Source organism: Pseudomonas sp. MDT1-16, assembly GCF_054898115.1.
Window position 1 is genome coordinate 3,200,057 of record NZ_CM142717.1, and the last position, 19,264, is coordinate 3,219,320.

Consider the following 19,264-nt stretch of genomic DNA (forward strand, 5'->3'; position numbering starts at 1 on the left):
ATCGACTCATGATCCGAAAGACACTGACTTTGGCTCCACTGGCGCTCATCGCGTCCCTCAGCCACGCGACCGAGACCGTCAAGATCTACAACTGGTCGGACTACATCGCCCCGGACACCACCAAAAACTTCCAGAAAGAAACCGGCATCGCGTTCAGCTACGACGTCTTCGACAGTAACGAAACCCTCGACGGTAAGTTAATGACCGGCAAATCCGGGTACGACGTGGTATTTCCGTCCAACCACTTCATGGCGCGGCAGATTCAGGGGGTGGCGCTGAAGAAACTCGACAAGAGCCAACTGCCGAACTGGAAAAACCTCAACCCGGCGCTGCTCAAAGCGTTACAGACCAACGATCCGGGCAACGAACACGGCTTCCCGTACCTTTGGGGCAGTACCGGCATCGGTTACAACATCGCCAAGGTCAAGGCGGTGTTGGGTGATAACGCGCCAGTGGATTCCTGGGACTTGATTTTCAAACCCGAGAACATGAAAAAGCTGCAGAAGTGCGGCGTGGCGATCCTCGACAACGGCCCCGAGCTGTTGCCGGCAGCACTGAACTACCTGGGCCTGCCGCATCACAGCAAAAGCCCTGAAGACTACAAAAAAGCTGAAGCGCTGCTGATGAAAGTCCGCCCGTATATCAGCTATTTCCACTCGTCCAAGTACACCAGCGATCTGGCCAACGGCGACATCTGCGTGGCCGTCGGCTTCTCCGGTGACATTCTGCAAGCTGAAAACCGCGCGAAAGAAGCTAAGAACGGCGTCGACATCGGCTATTCGATTCCCAGGGAAGGCGCCGCCATCTGGTTCGACATGGTGGCCATGCCGGTAGACGCCCCGGACGAAAAGGCCGGCTACGCCTTTATGAACTACCTGCTGCGCCCGGACGTCATGGCCAGCATCAGCAACTACGTGCACTACGCCAACGGTAACGAACAGGCCGACAGCTTGATCGACCCGGCGATCAAGAATGACACCAAGGTCTACCCGAGCCCGGAAATGATGGGGAAATTGTTTGCGCTGGAGGCGATGCCGCTGAACATTGACCGAGTGCGCACACGGGTGTGGAACAAGATCCGGACCGGGAGTTAAGGGTTCATATTTTGTAGTCATTGGGTGCCCGTCGGGTCGACTGGCACGCTGTAGATTCCAGGCCTCCTTTCGATGGATCAGGAGGCAATGGAATGCCTGTTTATACAAACGCGGGCCAGCTACGCGTTGGTCGCTTCTCTGAGTCAGGGCGTATTTATCTGCTAACGGTTGTCGTTGATCAGCGACAGCCGTTTTTTGCTGATTACCGATTGGGGAGGTTGGTTATTCAGCAATTGCGTATGGCGCAGGAGGAAGGTTGGGCCGATTTTTTGACGTGGGTTGTGATGCCGGATCATATGCACTGCCTGGTACAGCTGCACGACAAGACGCTGGCGGAGCTGATGTGCCGAATAAAATCCCGGAGCAGCTTGGCGGTCAATCAGGCGTTAGGGCGGCGAGGGCGCCTCTGGCAAAAGGGGTATCACGATCGTGCTGTTCGACGGGAGGAGGACGTGAAGGATCTTGCTCGATATGTCGTGGCCAACCCAATACGAGCAGGACTGGTGACACGCGTTCATGACTACCCACTTTGGGATGCGTGTTGGTTGTGAGTATCTGACGACTGCTTCGCAGCCGAACGCAGCCTCGCGGGCTCGGCAGCTGCTACAGGTTTCGCGTACGCCGCAATCCTTGTAGCAGCTGGCGCAGCCTGCGTTCGGCTGCGAAGCAGTCGCCAAGATTTCAAGCCTTCTACAAATCCGTCTGATATCAATCCACTGGCACTCATATTGATAAGTCCGAAAAAGTGAGACGCCCTCGTCAAAAAAAACTTACCCATATTTAATATTTAAATACGTAATTGTCAGACAACTAGTCCGAAACCCTCAACTTAAAACAATATTTCGACAGCACAGTCATTGTTTCCGGGTACTTGCTGGAACATCACAATTTGACGTCAAAAAAAATGTAGACGTTTGATTTCAAATTGTGTCAGTTTTCTTTCGCCTTCATTGGGCGAGTGATAGGACGATCTCGCCAGAGATTGTCGCTATCTAAAAAAACTGTTCCATAGCAAAACAAGGAAGTGTGTTTATGTCGAAAGTAAAAAACAACGCTATTGATTCCGCCGAACAGGCGTTTCAGCCACTGCACGCATTGGCGGCCTCCAGTTCTGCGTTCAACCAGATCAATAGCTTCAGCCATCAATATGATCGGGGTGGCAACCTCACGGTCAATGGCAAACCCTCCTTCTCCGTCGACCAGGCAGCGACCCAATTGCTGCGCGATGGCGCTGCCTACCAGGACAAGGACGGCAGCGGCAAAATCGAACTCACCTACACGTTCCTGACCTCGGCCTCGTCGAGCACCATGAACAAGCACGGGATTACCGGGTTCAGCCAGTTCAGTACCCAGCAGAAAGGCCAGGCGGTGCTGGCCATGCAATCCTGGGCCGACGTGGCCAATGTCACATTCACCGATAAGGCCACGGGCGGCGACGGTCACATGACTTTCGGCAACTACAGCGGCGGCCAGGATGGTGCGGCGGCCTTCGCCTATCTGCCTGGCACGGGCGCGGGTTATGACGGTACTTCCTGGTACCTGACCAACAGCAGCTACACGCCAAACAAGACGCCGGACCTGAACAATTACGGCCGGCAGACCCTGACCCACGAAATCGGTCACACCCTGGGCCTGGCCCACCCTGGCGACTACAACGCCGGCGAGGGCGCTCCGACCTACAACGACGCTTCCTACGGGCAAGACACCCGCGGTTACAGCGTCATGAGCTACTGGAGTGAAAGCAATACCAATCAGAACTTCAGCAAGGGCGGCGTCGAAGCCTATTCGTCAGGTCCGCTGATGGACGATATCGCGGCCATCCAGAAGCTCTACGGTGCCAACACCACCACCCGTACCGGTGACACCACTTACGGCTTCAACTCCAACGCCGGTCGCGACTTCCTGAGCGCGTCTTCGTCGTCGGACAAGGTTGTGTTTTCGGTGTGGGATGTGGGCGGCAAGGACACGCTGGACTTCTCCGGTTTTACCCAAAACCAGAAGATCAACCTCAATGAAGCCTCGTTCTCCGACGTTGGCGGCCTTGTGGGTAACGTGTCTATCGCCAAGGGCGTCACCGTCGAGAATGCCATCGGCGGTTCGGGCAACGACCTGCTGATCGGCAACAGCGTGTCCAACGAACTGAAAGGCGGTGCCGGTAACGACATCCTCTTCGGCGCGGGCGGTGCGGACAAACTGTGGGGTGGCGCCGGTTCGGACACCTTCGTGTTCGCGGCCAGCAGCGATTCCAAACCGGGTGCCGTTGACCAGATCCTCGATTTTGTCAGCGGCCTGGACAAGATCGACCTGACCGGCATCACCAAAGGCGCAGGCCTGCATTTCGTGAACTCGTTTACCGGTGCGGCAGGCGATGCGGTGTTGACCTCTTCGGGCGGTAACAGCCTGTTGTCGGTGGACTTCTCCGGGCACGGCGTGGCTGATTTCCTGGTCAGCACTGTGGGCCAGGCGGCTTACTCCGACATCGCTGCGTGATGTGAGGTGAAAAAGGAGGGCAGCGCAGATGCGCTGCTCTCTGCCCCTTGAGATGAGTAAAGCGCCTTATGATCCATAACGGCTTCACCTGCAGAACAACCGTGTGGCTACTGGCGACGTTCATGATGATTTTTGGAGATTTAGCCATGGCGAGCAGCCTGAAATTAGCAGACCCCTCGGAACTGGCCGGCAAATGGCTGGCGACCCTGATCGCCAAAGAGGACGCGCCAGCGTCCCAAGCGTTGCAGGACAAACCGTCAAACGTCTGCACCCTCGACCTTCAAGCGAACCAGACCCTGGGTGAGGGCGCCGAGTGCCTGAGCGCCTGGCTGGGCGAGCAAACAATCGGGTGGTTTACGGAGCCTGACGGCATCGCAATCACTGGGCCTGAAGGCTCAAAAGTGCTGTTTTTAAGCCGGCATCGTGATGGGTTTTATCAAAGCACGTTGAAATCCGGGTTGACCATTACGCTCCAGCGAGAAGTGCATTAAGTCCAACGACCGTCAACAGCGTTATATGCCGCAGATCAATAATCGAAGCGCTTTGTCGACGACAAAGAGTTGTTATTGAAGTGCAAGCGGCACTTGCAAAAAAAGATTAAACAGACCTCGCCAGGTATGGCGAGGGATAACACCTCAGGAAGAACCCATGAAGATGGCAAAGAGCCCGGCCACCGCACCTTTAATCAAGGCCCTGGGCGACTATAAGAGCATCCTGATCAGCGTCGGTTGTTTTACCGCATTGATTAACGTGCTGATGCTGGTTCCGTCGATTTACATGCTCCAGGTCTATGACCGCGTATTGTCGTCGCAAAACGAAACAACGCTGGCCATGTTGTCATTAATGGTCGTCGGGTTCTTTGCCTTCATTGGCTTGCTGGAGATTGTGCGCAGCTTCATCGTCATTCGCATCGGCAGCCAATTGGAGCGCCGCTTCAATTTGCGGGTCTATCAGGCCGCCTTCGAGCGCAACCTGTTCAAGGGCGAAGGCAACGCCGGACAGTCGTTGGGGGACCTGACCCATATTCGTCAGTTCGTTACCGGCCCGGCATTGTTTGCCTTCTTCGATGCGCCGTGGTTTCCGGTCTATCTGTTCGTGATCTACCTGTTCGATGTCTGGCTCGGCGTGTTCGCGACGGTGGGCGCGGTGCTGTTGATTGGCCTTGCTTGCCTCAACGAGACCCTGACCAAAAAGCCCTTGGGCGAAGCGGCAGGGTTTTCCCAGAAATCCAGCCAACTGGCCACCAGTCACCTGCACAATGCCGAAACCATTCAAGCCATGGGCATGCTCGGGGCGTTGCGTAAACGTTGGTTCCAGGTTCATTCACGTTTCCTCGGCCTGCAGAATCAGGCCAGTGACACCGGTGCCGTCATCAGCTCCCTGAGCAAAACCCTGCGGCTGTGCCTGCAATCGCTGGTGCTGGGTCTTGGCGCCTTGCTGGTGATCAAGGGTGATATGACAGCCGGGATGATGATCGCCGGTTCCATCCTGATGGGACGCGTCCTGAGCCCTATCGATCAGTTGATCGCCGTGTGGAAACAGTGGAGCGGCGCCAAACTTGCCTACCGTCGTCTCGACGCCTTGCTGCAAGCCTATCCGCCCAGTGACGAAGCCATGGCGCTACCCGCGCCCAAAGGCCAGATCAGCTTCGAGCAAGTCAGTGCCGGCCCGCCGGGGCAACGCGCGGCGACCCTGCACCTAGTCAATTTCAGCCTCAGCGCGGGAGAAGTGATGGGGGTGCTCGGCGCTTCCGGTTCCGGTAAGTCGACGCTGGCCCGGGTGCTGGTTGGCGTCTGGCCAACGCTTGGCGGGACGGTGCGGCTCGACGGCGCGGACATTCATCGCTGGAACCGCGACGACCTCGGCCCCTACATCGGTTATCTGCCGCAAGACATCGAACTGTTCAGTGGCAGCATCGCCGAAAACATCGCCCGGTTTCGCGAGGCGGATCCGCAAAAAGTCGTTGAAGCAGCGCAGCAGGCCGGCGTTCACGAACTGATCCTGCGCATGCCTCAGGGCTATGACACTGTGCTCGGCGAGGACGGCAGTGGACTGTCCGGTGGTCAAAAACAGCGTGTGGCCCTGGCGCGCGCCCTGTATGGCAATCCGAGTCTGGTGGTGCTGGATGAACCCAACTCCAACCTCGACACCGTAGGCGAATCGGCACTGGCTGGCGCCATTGCACACCTGAAAGCCCGGGGCACCAGCGTGATTCTGGTCACCCATCGCTCTTCGGCGCTGGCCCAAGCCGACAAATTGCTGGTGCTCAGCGAAGGGCGTTTGCAGGCCTTCGGCCCGAGCCAAGAGGTGCTCAAGGCACTCTCTGGTGCCCAGGAACAACAACGTGAAAAAGCGGCGCCGGCACCGGGCGGGCTTAGCATGAGTCGGCAGTATCAGGCCTCCACAGGGAATTCGGGTGTATGAGCAGCGCACAGATGGACAGTCAAAACGAAGCGACCATGGAACACGACTACATCGCTGAACGCCCTGAACGCGACGCGGGATTTTTCGCGCGCATGGGCTGGATACTGGCGATCGTCGGCGCCGGCAGTTTCTTCACGTGGGCCAGTCTCGCGCCTCTTGACCAAGGCATTCCCGTGCAAGGCACGGTCGTGGTGTCGGGCAAACGCAAAGCCGTGCAATCGATGAGCAGTGGCGTGGTCAGCCAGATTCTGGTGCGCGAGGGCCAAGTGGTAAAGCAGGGCCAGCCTTTGTTCCAGCTCGACCAGACGCAAGTCGCCGCTGACGTGCAATCACTGCAAGCGCAATACCGCATGGCCTGGGCCAGTCTGGCACGGTGGCAGAGTGAACGGGACAACCTCAAGCAGGTGAGTTTCCCCACTGAACTGAGCAACGATCCCGACCCACGCCTGGCACTGGTCCTCGAAGGCCAGCGGCAGTTGTTCAGCAGTCGCCGTGAAGCGTTTTCCCGCGAACAGGCCGCCTTGCGCGCCAGCATCGAAGGCGCCAGCGCGCAACTGGCGGGCATGCGCCGCGCCCGCACTGACCTGACTGCCCAGGCCAGCTCTCTGCAACAACAACTGAGTAACCTTCAGCCCTTGGCAGATAACGGCTACATCCCGCGCAATCGGTTGATGGAGTACCAGCGTCAGCTGTCGCAAGTTCAGCAACAATTGGCGGAAAACACCGGCGAAAGCGGCCAGGTAGAGCAGGGCATTCTCGAATCGCGGCTGAAACTGCAGCAGCACATCGAGGAATACCAGAAAGAAGTCCGCACCCAACTGGCCGATGCGCAATTGAAAAGCGTGACGCTGGAAGAGCAACTGACCTCCGCCGGGTTCGACCTGCAACACAGCGAGATCATCGCCACGGCCGATGGCATCGCGGTCAACCTCGGGGTTCACACCGTGGGCGCGGTGGTGCGTCAGGGCGAAACCCTGCTGGAGATCGTGCCTCAGGGGACGAGTCTGGAGGTGGAAGGGCACCTGCCAGTCAACCTGGTCGACAAGGTCGGCACGCACTTGCCGGTGGACATTCTGTTCACGGCGTTCAACCAGAGCCGCACGCCGCGCGTGCCCGGCGAAGTCAGCCTGATCTCCGCCGACCAGATGATCGACGAAAAAACCGGTGCGCCGTATTACGTGCTGCGCAGCAGCGTCAGCGATCAGGCCATGGAAAAACTCAACGGCCTGGTGATCAAGCCCGGCATGCCAGCGGAAATGTTCGTGCGCACCGGTGAACGTTCACTCCTCAACTATTTGTTCAAACCGCTGCTCGACCGGGCAGGCTCCGCGTTGACCGAGGAATAAGGATGTTCGGCTGTATGAATAAGCTTTCCATGCTCGCCTCGACCCTGGCGTTGCTGACCTGCAACAGTGTGCTGGCCATGGGGCCGTTCGACGTCTACGAACAAGCGTTGCGCAACGATCCGGTGTTCCTCGGCGCCATCAAAGAACGCGATGCTGGCCTTGAAAACCGCGTCATTGGCCGCGCCGGGCTGTTACCCCGGATCGGTTACAACTACAACAAGGGGCGCAACTCCTCCAAGGTCACCTCCCTCAACGAGCGCGGGCAAAACCGCACCGATGACCGCAACTACAGCAGTTACGGCTCGACCCTGACCCTGCAACAACCGCTGCTCGACTACGAGGCTTACGCGTCGTATCGCAAAGGCGTGGCGCAGTCGCTGTTCGCCGATGAGAACTTTCGCGGCAAAAGCCAAGAGCTGCTGGTTCGGGTGCTGGAGAACTACACCAAAGCATTGTTCGCTCAGGATCAGATCGACATTGCCTTGGCCAAGAAAAAAGCTTTTGAGCAGCAGTTCCAGCAGAACGAGCAGATGTTTCGTCAGGGCGAGGGCACGCGCACCGACATTCTTGAGGCCGAGTCGCGCTATGAGCTGGCCACCGCCGAGGAAATCGAGGCCCGCAACGAACAGGATGCGTCCTTGCGGGAACTGGGGGCGCTGATCGGCGTGCCGGCCATCGACATCGCCGATTTGACGCCACTGGACCCGCATTTCCAGACGTTCACCCTGCAACCGGCCAACTACGACACTTGGCACGAGATCGCGGTGGCCAACAACCCGAACCTGGCCTCCCAGCGCCAGGCGCTGGAGGTGGCGCGCTACGAGGTTGAACGCAATCGCGCCGGGCACCTGCCGAAAGTCAGCGCTTACGCCTCCGTGAGGCAGAACGAGTCGGAAAGCGGCAACACCTACAACCAGCGTTACGACACCAACACCATCGGCATCGAAGTCAACGTGCCGCTGTATGCCGGTGGCGGGGTCTCGGCCTCGACGCGCCAGGCCAGCCGCGCGATGGAGCAGGCCGAATACGAACTGGACGGCAAGACCCGGGAAACGCTGATTGAGCTGCGTCGGCAGTTCAGCGCTTGCCTGTCGGGCGTGAGCAAACTGAGGGCCTACCAGAAAGCCCTGGCCTCCGCCGAAGCGCTGGTGGTGTCGACCCGGCAAAGCATCCTTGGCGGTGAACGCGTCAATCTCGATGCGCTGAACGCCGAACAACAACTTTTTACCACCCGCCGGGATCTGGCCCAGACACGTTATGACTACTTGATGGCCTGGACCAAGTTGCATTACTACGCCGGAACCTTGAGCGAGCAGGACCTCGCCAAGGTTGACGAGGCGTTCGGCCAAGGCCCAAGGATCCAATGATGAACTTGTAGCAGCTGGCGAAGCCTGCGTTCGGCTGCGAAGCAGTCGTAAAACCTGACAACGTGGTTTGTCAGACAGACCGAATGGCGACTGCTCCGCAGCCGAACGCAGGCTTCGCCAGCTGCTACAGGGAGATGTGTTGCTGCCCCTAATGGGGGAACCAGCATTCTAAAAACGCCAAAAAAGCGAGAAGTCATGAACACGGACGTACAGATCAAGCCGAGTTCGGTCGGCACGTTACTGCTCTGGATTTCATTAGCGCCAGGTTCGGCCCACGCGCTTTATCAGGAAACCGGCACCCTCGGCGATGCCGCCAGTTGGCGCACCGCAGAATTTCAGCGCGACTGGGGCCTTGCCCGCATGCAGGCCGATCAAGCCTATGCCGCCGGCATCACGGGCAAAGGCGTGAAAATCGGCGAGCTTGATTCAGGCTTCGATGCTTCCCATCCAGAATTCGCTACCGACCGTTACCACGCGGTGCTGGCCAGCGGCAGTTACGTCGATGGTTCGTCGTTCAACGTCGACGGCACGCTCAACCCCAACAACGATTCCCACGGCACGCATGTCGCCGGCACCATCGGTGCCTCGCGCGACGGCATTGGTATGCACGGCGTGGCCTACAACGCGCAGGTCTACGTCGGTAACACCAACAAGAACGACAGCTTCCTGTTCGGCCCCAATCCTGATCCACGCTACTTCAAAGCGGTCTATAACGCGTTGGCGGATGCCGGTGTGCGAGCGATCAACAACAGCTGGGGCAGCCAACCACCGGATGTCAGCTATCGGACCCTCGACGATCTGCATGCGGCCTATGCCCAGCACTGGAACAAAGGTACCTGGCTCGACGAGGCAGCCGACGTTTCCCGACGCGGCGTGATCAACGTGTTCAGCGCCGGTAACAGCGGTTACCCCAACGCCAGCGTGCGTTCAGCCTTGCCCTATTTTGAGCCGGACCTGGAAGGCCACTGGCTGGCGGTGTCAGGGCTGGATCAAAGCAATCAGCAGAAGTACAACCAGTGCGGGATCGCCAAGTATTGGTGCATCACCACCCCCGGCGCGAAAATCGACAGCACCGTTCCCGGCGCAGGCTATGCGATCAAGTCCGGCACCTCCATGTCCGCGCCACATGCCACCGGTGCCTTGGCGCTGGTGATGGAACGCTATCCGTACATGAGCAACCAGCAAGCGCTGGAAACCCTGCTGACCACCGCTACCCAACTCGACGGTTCGATCACCGAGGCGCCGAATACCCGCGTCGGTTGGGGTGTGGCCAACCTTGATCGGGCGATGCGCGGGCCGGGGCAATTACTCGGGCGTTTCGACGCCAATCTGGGGGCAGGGCAGAGCGATGTCTGGAGCAATGACCTCTCGGACAAAGCGCTGATCCAGCGTCAGAGCGAAGACGCGGCGGAGCACAGTGCCTGGCAACAGACACTGAAGACCAAGGGTTGGGAGAATGGTGTGCCGGTCGGTGCCAGCCAGCAGGATCAGACCGACTATGCGGTGGGCATGGCACGCAATCTCGCCGCCACCACTCGGGTCTACGAAGGCAGCCTGATCAAGTCCGGTGCCGGACGCCTGATGCTGACCGGCGACAATACCTGGCGCGGGCCGACCACGGTGAATGGCGGTCTGCTGTCGGTCAACGGTTCGTTGGCATCGAAGGTGACCGTCAATGACAGCGCCACGCTGGGTGGTTCGGGGCGCGTCGGCGCACTGACCGCCAACCGCGGCGCTACGGTTGCGCCCGGCAATTCCATTGGCACCTTGCAGGTCAGCGGCGATGTCACCTTTGCGCCGGGTTCGACCTACGCAGTGGAGCTATCGCCGACCGAGAGTGACCGGATCATCGCGGGCGGCACGGCCACGGTCGGCGGCGCGACCGTCAGCCTGTCACTGGAAAACAGCCCGACCTTGCTCAGCGCTCAACACGTGCAAAGTCTGCTCGGTCATCAGTACAACATCCTGCAAGCGGCCGGCGGCATTCAAGGTCAGTTCGGCGCCGTGCTGCCCAACTATCTGTTCATCGGTGGCAGCCTTGATTACGCCGCCACCGGCATTCAACTGAGTGTCGAACGCAACGACACGACCTTCGCCAGCGTCGGCCAAACGCCGAACCAGCGCTCCGTTGCCTCCGCCGTGGAAGGGCTTGGGGCGGGTAATCCGGTTTACGAAAGCCTGCTGCTGTCGCCCACCGCAACGTCCGCCCAACAGGCGTTTCAGCAGTTGTCGGGGGAAATCTATCCGGCGCTAGGGTCGGTACTGATCAACGACAGTCGTTACCTGCGTGATGCCGTCGGTGAGCGACTGGTTGACGCCCGAGGTGCTCAAAGCAATGGCTGGATCAAGGCGCTGGGCGCTTGGGGCAAGACCGATGACCGCCATGACACCGCCGGTTACACCACGTCGATTGGCGGCTTGCTCGCCGGTGTCGACGGGTCGCTCGATGAGCAAACCCGGATCGGTCTGGTCACCGGTTATAGCGACAGTTCGGTGAGCATGGGCTCCGGCACGCATTCATCGGCCAAGGTCGACAGCTATCACCTGGGCGCTTATGCCGGCCACGAGTCAGGTGCCTGGCGCCTGAGTGCCGGCGGTGCCTACAGCTGGCATCGAGCCGACGTCAAACGCGACCTGCAATACGGCGACGTCAGCGCCAAACAGAAAGCCAAGGTCGATGCCGGGACCACCCAAGTGTTCGGTGAAGCGGCGTATCGCCTGAACCTGCAACCTCTGGCGCTCGAGCCTTTCGCGAACCTGGCTTACGTGCACCTCGACACCGAAGGTTTCACCGAGAAAGGTGACGCCGCCGCACTGAAAAGCAGTGGCGACCCGCGTGACGCAGTGCTCAGCACGTTGGGCGTGCGCGCGTTGAAAACCGTGAACCTGTCCGGCCAGCAACGACTGGACCTGAGCGGCAGCCTCGGCTGGCAGCACAACCTGAGCAACACCGACTCCGAGGAACATCTGGCGTTTGCCAGCGGCAGCACAGCGTTTTCCGTAGAAAGTTCGCCCATGGTGCGTGATGCGGCGCTGGTGGGCGCCCATGCCAGCCTGGCCCTGAACCGGGACATTCGCTTGAACCTCGATTACACCGGCCAACTGGCCAACCGCGAGAAGAGCCATGGCGTCGGGCTCAGCCTCAATTGGCAGTTTTAACGCGAACCCTGTAGCAGCTGGCGCAGCCTGCGTTCGGCTGCGCAGCAGTCGCAAGATCAGACTCTGCGGTCCGTCAGTTACACCGTGCATTCAGGGTTTACGACTGCTGCGCAGCTGACGCAGGCTTCGCCAGCTGCTACAGGGATCGTGCTTCACAAATATAAAAACAGGTGCTTTCAAGGCCCAGGAATTTTGGCAACACAACTAAGGACGGTAGCTGGATGAATAACAAGTACAACAACCTTGCCTTTCTCTGCGCATTGGCCACCCTCGGTACCGCGCAAGCGGCGCCCTACGTGGAAAACGGCAGAGCGGGTGATCCCAACAGTTGGCGCAGCGCTGAATTCAATGCCGATTGGGGACTGGGAGCGGTCAACGCACAAGAGGCCTACGCCGCCGGTTACACCGGTAAAGGCGTGAAACTGGGGATCTTCGACCAACCGGTCTACGCCGCGCATCCGGAGTTTTCCGGTCCCAACAAAGTGATCACTCTGGTCACCAGCGGCATCCGGGAATACACCGACCCGTACATCCCGGTCAAAGCGGGAGACGCTTTTCGCTACGACGGTTCGCCCTCGATCGGTTCCGACGGCAAGCTCGGTGCCCACGGTACCCACGTTGGAGGGATCGCTGCCGGCACTCGAGATGGCGGCCCGATGCATGGCGTGGCGTTTGGCTCGCAGATCATCAGTGCGGACAACGGAGATCCGGGCCCAGAGGACGGCATTATTCGCGGCAACGACGGAGCGGTTTACAAGGCCGGTTGGGATGCCTTGATCGCCAGCGGCGCGCGGATCATCAACAACAGTTGGGGCATCGGCATCACCGATCGCTTCGACCTCGGCGGACGCAACCCCGCATACCCGCATTTCACCGTGCAAGACGCGCAATTGCAGTTCAACGAGATCCGTCCGTTGCTCGGGACCAAACCGGGCGGAGCCTACGACGGCGCCATCGCGGCGGCTCGCAGCGGTATCGTGACGATCTTCGCGGCCGGCAACGACTACAACCTCAACAACCCGGACGCCATCGCGGGCCTGGGTTATTTCGTCCCGGACATCGCGCCGAACTGGGTCACCGTGGCGGCCTTGCAAAAGAACCCGGACCTCAACAGCCCGGACCTCTACAACATCAGCACCTTCTCTTCACGCTGCGGCTATACCGCAAGCTTTTGCGTGTCTGCACCGGGCAGCAAGATCTACAGCTCGATCATCAGCGGTACCAACGCCGGCAACCTGACCACCGGCTACGCCAACTACAACGGCACCTCGATGGCGGCGCCGCATGTCGCCGGTTCCATGGCAGTGCTGATGGAGCGCTTCCCGTACATGACCGGCGCCCAGGTCGCCAGCGTGTTGCGCACCACAGCCACCGACCTCGGTGCGTCGGGTGTCGATTCGCTGTATGGCTGGGGCATGATCAACCTGCGCAAAGGCATCGATGGCCCGGCGATGTTCGTCACCGAGCAGGACATTCCCGAAGAATTTCGCATTCAGGGGGCCTACGGTTCGAGTCAGTTTGTCGCGGATTTGCCAGGCATCGGCGCGATCATCGACGCGGGTAAACCGACCGAACGCGTCTGCAATGACGTGCACTGCGGCCTCGACACGTGGCGCAACGACATTTCCGGGCACGGCGGTTTGACCAAGCAAGGCATCGGCACGTTGGTCATGACTGGCGCCAACACCTACACCGGCCCGACGCGGGTCAATCAGGGCCGCCTGGCCATCAACGGTTCGCTCGCATCAGCCGTCACGGTCAATGACAGCGGCATCCTCGGGGGTAACGGTCGCATCAGTGCGCTGACCGCCAAAAGCGGCGGCACCGTGGCGCCGGGCAATTCCATCGGCACCTTGCAGGTGGCGGGCGACGTAACCTTCGAGCGCGGGTCGACCTATGCCGTGGAATTGTCGCCCACCCGCAGCGACCAGATCGTGGCGGGCGGTAAAGCCGTGATCGACGGCGCTACCGTCAGCCTGTCCCTGGAAAACAGCCCGACCTTGCTGACCACCGGCGAAGTGAAATCCCTGCTCGGCAATCAATACAACATTCTGCAAGCGGCCGGCGGGATCGAAGGGCGTTTCGGCGCGGTGCTACCGGATTACCTGTTCATCGGAGGCACACTCGACTACTCGGCCAATGGCATCCAACTGGCGGTAGAGCGCAACGCAGCGTCCTTCACCAGCGTCGGCCAAACTCCGAATCAACGCGCCGTCGCCGCGGCCGCCGAGCAATTGGGCGCCGGCAATTCACTCTATGAAACCTTGCTGTTGTCGCCGACCGCGGCGGTCGCGCAACAAGCCTTTCAGCAGCTCTCCGGTGAGATTCACCCGGCGATCGGCACGCTTCTGATCAACGACAGCCGCTACCTGCGCGATGCCGTCGGCGAACGCCTGCGTGAGCGTGATCTGTTCAATGCTGCGGCACCGACGGATGACCGTAGCAACGCCTGGGTCAAAGTCCTCGGCGCCTGGGGCAAGAGCGATGGCGGGCATGACAACGCCAGTTCCAACAGCTCCATTGGCGGCTTGCTGGCCGGTGTCGACGGTCTGATCACTGAAGATACGCGGCTGGGTTTCGTGACCGGTTACAGCGACAGTTCGTTGAGCATGGGCGATGGCACGCATTCGTCAGCCTCCGTCGACAGCTACCACTTGGGCGCCTATCTGGGCCATGAAATCGATGCGCTTCGTCTGAGCGTCGGCGGCGCCTACAGCTGGCATCGCATCGACGTGAAGCGTGATCTGCAATTCGGCGACGTCAGCGGCAAACAGAAATCCAAACGCGACGCGACAACCGCACAACTGTTTACCGAAGCGGCGTATCGCCTGGACCTGCAACCGCTGGCACTGGAGCCGTTCGCCAATCTGGCTTACGTGCACCTGAACAGCGACAGCTTCACCGAGAAAGGTGATGCCGCGGCACTCAAGGGTGGCGAAGACACCCGCGACGCCGTGCTCTCGACCCTCGGTGTGCGGGCGAGCAAAGCGATTGCCCTGTCGGACAAGCAGCAACTGGAACTGTCCGGCACCCTGGGCTGGCAGCACAACCTGAGCAACACCCGTTCCGAAGATCACCTGGCCTTCGCCAACGGCAACACCGGGTTCAGCGTGCAGAGCGTTTCCCTGGATCGCAACGCCGCCGTTGTGGGTGCGAGCGCCGGTCTGGCGGTAGCGCAGGATGTGCGGGTGAGCCTGGATTACAACGGACTGCTGGGCTCCAACGAGAAAGACCATGGTGTGGGTCTGACGCTCGACTGGCAGTTTTGATTTAACGCAAAGGAAGCAAGCATATGGGACTTTTTGACTACAAAAATGCCGACGGCAAGGCGCTGTACTCCGATGCCATCGCGCTGACGCTGTATGCGTACACGCCAACGGGGCAGCCGCTGCCGGCGACCGGATGGGCGCCGATTGGCGCTACGCAGTTGGGTTATCAGGGCAAGGTCGGCGCTCTGGGCACCTTTTATGGCGAGAAGGATGGCTTCACCAGCGCCGAAGCCGAAGTACTCGGCAAGTACGACGCCGCGGGCAAGCTGATCGGTATCGGTATTGCCTTGCGTGGGACCGGCGGCCTGGGTTACAGCGACACCTTCGGCGACATGAAAAACAATTTGCTGGCCGCTGTCGGCCCAGTGGATTACGCGACGAACTATGCGAAAAACGCCTTCGACACCTTGCTCAAGGACGTTGCCGCGTTTGCTATCGCCCATGGCCTGAGCGCCAGAGACGTAATGGTCAGTGGTCATAGCCTGGGCGGGCTGGGGGTCAACAGCCTCGCGCAATTGAGCGGCAGCCACTGGGGCGGCTTCTTCAAGGACGCCAACTACATCGCCTTCGCCTCACCGACCCAGAGCGCCACCGGCAGCAATGTGTTGAACATCGGCTACGAGAACGACCCGGTGTTTCGGGCACTCGACGGCACCACGTTCAGCAGCGGTTCCCTGGGCAAACACGATGGTCATCAGGACTCGGCGACCAACAACATCGTCAACTTCAATGACCAGTACGCGTCCACCTCGCAGAACCTGGTGCCGTTCAGCATCCTCAACCCGTTGAACTGGTCGGCTCACGGCTCGCTGGGTTATGCCGAGGGGTTGAACCGGGTGATCGACTCGCGTTTCTACGACCTCACCGACAAGGACTCGACGCTGATCGTTTCCAACCTGGCGGAATCGTCCCGGGGCAAAACCTGGGTCGAAGACCTTGGTCGCAGCGGCGAACCTCACACCGGCAGCACCTTCATCATCGGCACCGACAGCAACGATCTGCTCAAGGGCAGTGCCGGTAATGACTTCATCGAAGGCCGCGACGGCAACGACCGGTTCCGCGATGACGGCGGCTTCAACATCCTGCTGGGCGGCAAGGGCAGCAACACCTTCGAATTGCAGAAGCCGTTGCAGAACTTCAGCTTTGCCAATGACGGCGACGGCACGCTGTACGTGCGTGATGCCTATGGCGGCATCAGCATGACCCGCGACATCGGCGCGCTGGTCAGTAAAGAGTCGGGTTCATGGTGGGGGAGCAAGGAGGTGACTTACAGCGTCATCGCCAACGGTTTGCTCAACGGCAGTGAACTGACTCAGTACAACCACTCGCTCAACGGTGACGCCTACGGCAACACCCTGGCCGCCAGCGTCGACGGCGACTGGTTGTTCGGCAATGCCGGCGATGACCTGCTGCGCAGCGACAAAAGCCAGGTGACGTTTGTCGGTGGCGCGGGCAATGACGTGATGCAGGCCTCGGGTGGCAACAACACGTTCCTGTTCAGCGGCGCCTTTGGTTTCGACGCGATCAATGGCTACCAGGGCGGCGACAAACTGCTGTTCATGGGCGTTCAGGGCGCGGGGCAGGGGTATGACTACCAGCAACACGCTTCGCAGTCGGGCCATGACACGGTGCTGAAGGTTGGCGACTTTGCCGTGACCCTGGTGGGGGTGGGACTGGATAACCTGTCGGCTTCAGGCATTACGTTTGCCTAAAGGCTGCATGCACTAGATGCTCCGGGGCGCCTTGTGATTGAGGCGTCCTGGTTGTGAGCTATCTCTGACAATTCCAACAAAAAGAGAGGCAATACCATGGGTGTGTACGACTACAAAAACTTCGGTACAGCAGATTCCAAAGCGTTGTTCAACGACGCCATGGCAATCACGCTGTATTCCTATCACAACCTCGATAACGGCTTTGCCACCGGCTACCAGCACAACGGCTTCGGCCTTGGATTGCCGGCGACACTGGTCACGGCGCTGATCGGCGGCACCGACTCCCAGGGTGTCATCCCCGGCGTTCCGTGGAACCCCGATTCGGAAAAAGCCGCGCTGGACGCGGTGCAGAACGCCGGCTGGACGCCCATCACCGCCACACAACTGGGCTATGACGGTAAGGTCGACGCACGCGGAACGTTTTTCGGCGAAAAGGACGGCTACACCAGCGCTCAGGTAGAAATCCTCGGCAAGTACGACGCGCAGGGTCATCTCAGCGAAATCGGTATCGCCTTTCGCGGCACCAGCGGCCCCCGGGAAACCCTGGTCAGTGATTCAATCGCAGACGTGATCAACGATCTGATGGCGGCGTTGGGGCCGAAAGATTACGCCAAGAACTACGTCGGCGAAGCCTTCGGCGACCTGCTCAGTGACGTTGCGGCATTTGCCCGGGCCAATGGCCTGTCGGGCAAGGACGTGCTGGTCAGCGGCCATAGCCTCGGTGGGTTGGCGGTCAATAGCCTGGCGGACTTGAGCAACGACAAATGGGCCGGGTTCTACCAGGATTCCAACTACATCGCCTACGCCTCGCCGACCCAAAGCGGCACGGACAAAGTGCTCAACGTCGGATACGAAAACGACCCGGTGTTCCGTGCCCTCGACGGCTCATCGTTCAATCTGTCGTCGGTGGGCGTACACGACGCCGCCAAAGACTCGGCGACCGATAACATCGTTAGCTTCAACGACCACTACGCCTCGACAGCGTGGAATGTGCTGCCGTTTTCCATCCTTAACATCCCGACCTGGATCTCGCACTTGCCCACCGCCTATGGCAACGGCATGAACCGGGTGATCGAATCGACGTTCTACAACCTCACCAGTAAAGACTCGACGATCATCGTCGCCAACCTGTCGGACCCGGCGCGCGCCAACACGTGGGTTCAGGATCTGAATCGCAACGCTGAAACCCATAAGGGCAGCACCTTCATTATCGGCAGCGACGGCAACGATCTGATCCAGGGTGGCAAGGGCAACGACTACCTGGAAGGCCGCGATGGCAACGACACCTTCCGCGACGGTGGTGGCTACAACATCCTGTTGGGCGGCAAGGGCAACAACGTGCTGGACGTGCAACAGTCGGTGAAAAACATCGACTTCGCCAATGACGGTGCCGGCAATCTGTACCTCCGCGACGCCAAGGGTGGCATCAGCATCACCCGCGACATCGGCAGCCTCGTGACCAAGGAGCAGGGGTTCCTATGGGGACTGTTCAAGGATGACGTAACCCACAGCGTCACTGCCGAGGGCCTTAAGGCGGGCAACAACCTGACTCAGTACGCCTCAACGGTGAAGGGTGGCGCTGGCGCCGATACGCTCAAGGCTCACGCTGGCGGCGATTGGTTGTTGGGGCTGGGCGACAACGATCATTTGATCGGCGGCAAGGGTAACGACGTGTTTGTCGGCGGGGTGGGAAATGACCTGCTGGAGTCGGGAGGCGGGATCGATACCTTTTTGTTTAGCGGCGCGTTTGGTCAGGACCGGGTGGTTGGCTACCAGGCTGACGACAAACTGGTGTTTCTCGGGGTTCAAGGGGTGACGCCAAATGACGACTATCGGGCGCATGCCACGGCGGTGGGGCACGACACGGTGCTGACGTTCGGGGGGGATTCGGTGACATTGGTCGGGGTGGGATTGGATAGTTTGTCGGGTGCGGGGATTGTTATTGCCTGAGGGTGATGTGACGCTTCATCGCGAGCGAGCTCGCGATGAACGATACGCGCAATTCAGTCTTCCTGCCGAATCGTGGTCACTTCATCGGCCTTGACCTTCACTTTTGCCCCGGAAATATCTTCGAACTCGAAGAAGCCATCCTTGGTCTTGGTTTTCGGTATGTCCTTGGTCAAATACTGGGTGCCGTTCTGCAGCGTCACTACCGTTGGCGTCGAGCAACCGGCCAGGACCAGAAAGGCCGCTACCGCCAGGGGCAAGCCCAGAGTCTTGATATTCATAACCACCTCTTATACTTCAAAAAATCAGCGCGACTGTCGCGAACGAAATCAATCGTCACTGCACCTCTAACGCGGTTGGTGCGATGGATCGGCAGAAAGTTCATAGGCACCCGAAAAATTACCGAAAAGCGCCGCCGCTTATCCTTTTCCGTTTGCGCCGGACAGGGCACAGCTG

12 protein-coding genes are annotated in these 19,264 nt (G+C 59.7%); 11 read left to right on the forward strand and 1 reads right to left on the reverse strand.

Annotated elements, in window-relative coordinates; translation table 11 throughout:
• Positions 1–8 precede the first annotated feature (8 nt).
• The 11 genes from ACYZT3_RS14565 to ACYZT3_RS14615 all read left to right on the forward strand — a co-directional run bounded on the left by ACYZT3_RS14565 (position 9) and on the right by ACYZT3_RS14615 (position 18,811).
• Positions 9–1,094: a polyamine ABC transporter substrate-binding protein gene (locus ACYZT3_RS14565; protein WP_462030155.1), complete on the forward strand. Its 1,086-nt coding sequence runs from the start codon at positions 9–11 to the stop codon at positions 1,092–1,094.
• 92 nt (positions 1,095–1,186) lie between these two features.
• Positions 1,187–1,645 carry an REP-associated tyrosine transposase gene (locus tag ACYZT3_RS14570; RefSeq protein WP_282377994.1) on the forward strand — a complete coding sequence of 153 codons (459 nt, stop codon included), beginning with the start codon at positions 1,187–1,189 and terminating at the stop codon, positions 1,643–1,645.
• A gap of 481 nt (positions 1,646–2,126) precedes the next feature.
• Positions 2,127–3,584: a serralysin family metalloprotease gene (locus ACYZT3_RS14575; protein ID WP_462030156.1), complete on the forward strand. Its 1,458-nt coding sequence runs from the start codon at positions 2,127–2,129 to the stop codon at positions 3,582–3,584.
• A gap of 68 nt (positions 3,585–3,652) precedes the next feature.
• Positions 3,653–4,075, forward strand: coding sequence for an AprI/Inh family metalloprotease inhibitor (locus ACYZT3_RS14580; RefSeq protein ID WP_462030157.1), 423 nt, complete (start codon positions 3,653–3,655; stop codon positions 4,073–4,075).
• Positions 4,076–4,232: 157 nt separating this feature from the next.
• On the forward strand, positions 4,233–6,008 hold the full coding sequence (locus ACYZT3_RS14585; RefSeq protein ID WP_462030158.1) for a type I secretion system permease/ATPase: 1,776 nt from the start codon (positions 4,233–4,235) through the stop codon (positions 6,006–6,008).
• 11 nt (positions 6,009–6,019) lie between these two features.
• Positions 6,020–7,354: an HlyD family type I secretion periplasmic adaptor subunit gene (locus ACYZT3_RS14590; RefSeq protein ID WP_462032371.1), complete on the forward strand. Its 1,335-nt coding sequence runs from the start codon at positions 6,020–6,022 to the stop codon at positions 7,352–7,354.
• Between the two features lie 2 nt (positions 7,355–7,356).
• A complete protein-coding gene (locus ACYZT3_RS14595) occupies positions 7,357–8,721 on the forward strand; it encodes a TolC family outer membrane protein (RefSeq protein WP_282378006.1) in 1,365 nt (454 codons plus the stop codon).
• A 195-nt stretch (positions 8,722–8,916) separates the two neighbouring features.
• Positions 8,917–11,880: an autotransporter serine peptidase EprS gene (gene eprS / locus ACYZT3_RS14600; protein WP_462030159.1), complete on the forward strand. Its 2,964-nt coding sequence runs from the start codon at positions 8,917–8,919 to the stop codon at positions 11,878–11,880.
• A 221-nt stretch (positions 11,881–12,101) separates the two neighbouring features.
• A complete protein-coding gene (locus ACYZT3_RS14605; protein ID WP_462030161.1) occupies positions 12,102–15,149 on the forward strand; it encodes an autotransporter domain-containing protein in 3,048 nt (1,015 codons plus the stop codon).
• A 23-nt stretch (positions 15,150–15,172) separates the two neighbouring features.
• A complete protein-coding gene (locus tag ACYZT3_RS14610; protein WP_462030162.1) occupies positions 15,173–16,861 on the forward strand; it encodes a polyurethane esterase in 1,689 nt (562 codons plus the stop codon).
• Positions 16,862–16,957: 96 nt separating this feature from the next.
• On the forward strand, positions 16,958–18,811 hold the full coding sequence (locus tag ACYZT3_RS14615; RefSeq protein WP_462030163.1) for a polyurethane esterase: 1,854 nt from the start codon (positions 16,958–16,960) through the stop codon (positions 18,809–18,811).
• A gap of 53 nt (positions 18,812–18,864) precedes the next feature.
• Here ACYZT3_RS14615 and ACYZT3_RS14620 read toward each other — a convergent pair whose 3' ends face one another.
• Positions 18,865–19,089 carry a YgdI/YgdR family lipoprotein gene (locus ACYZT3_RS14620; RefSeq protein WP_449645517.1) on the reverse strand — a complete coding sequence of 75 codons (225 nt, stop codon included), beginning with the start codon at positions 19,087–19,089 and terminating at the stop codon, positions 18,865–18,867.
• Between the last annotated feature and the right edge of the window lie 175 nt (positions 19,090–19,264).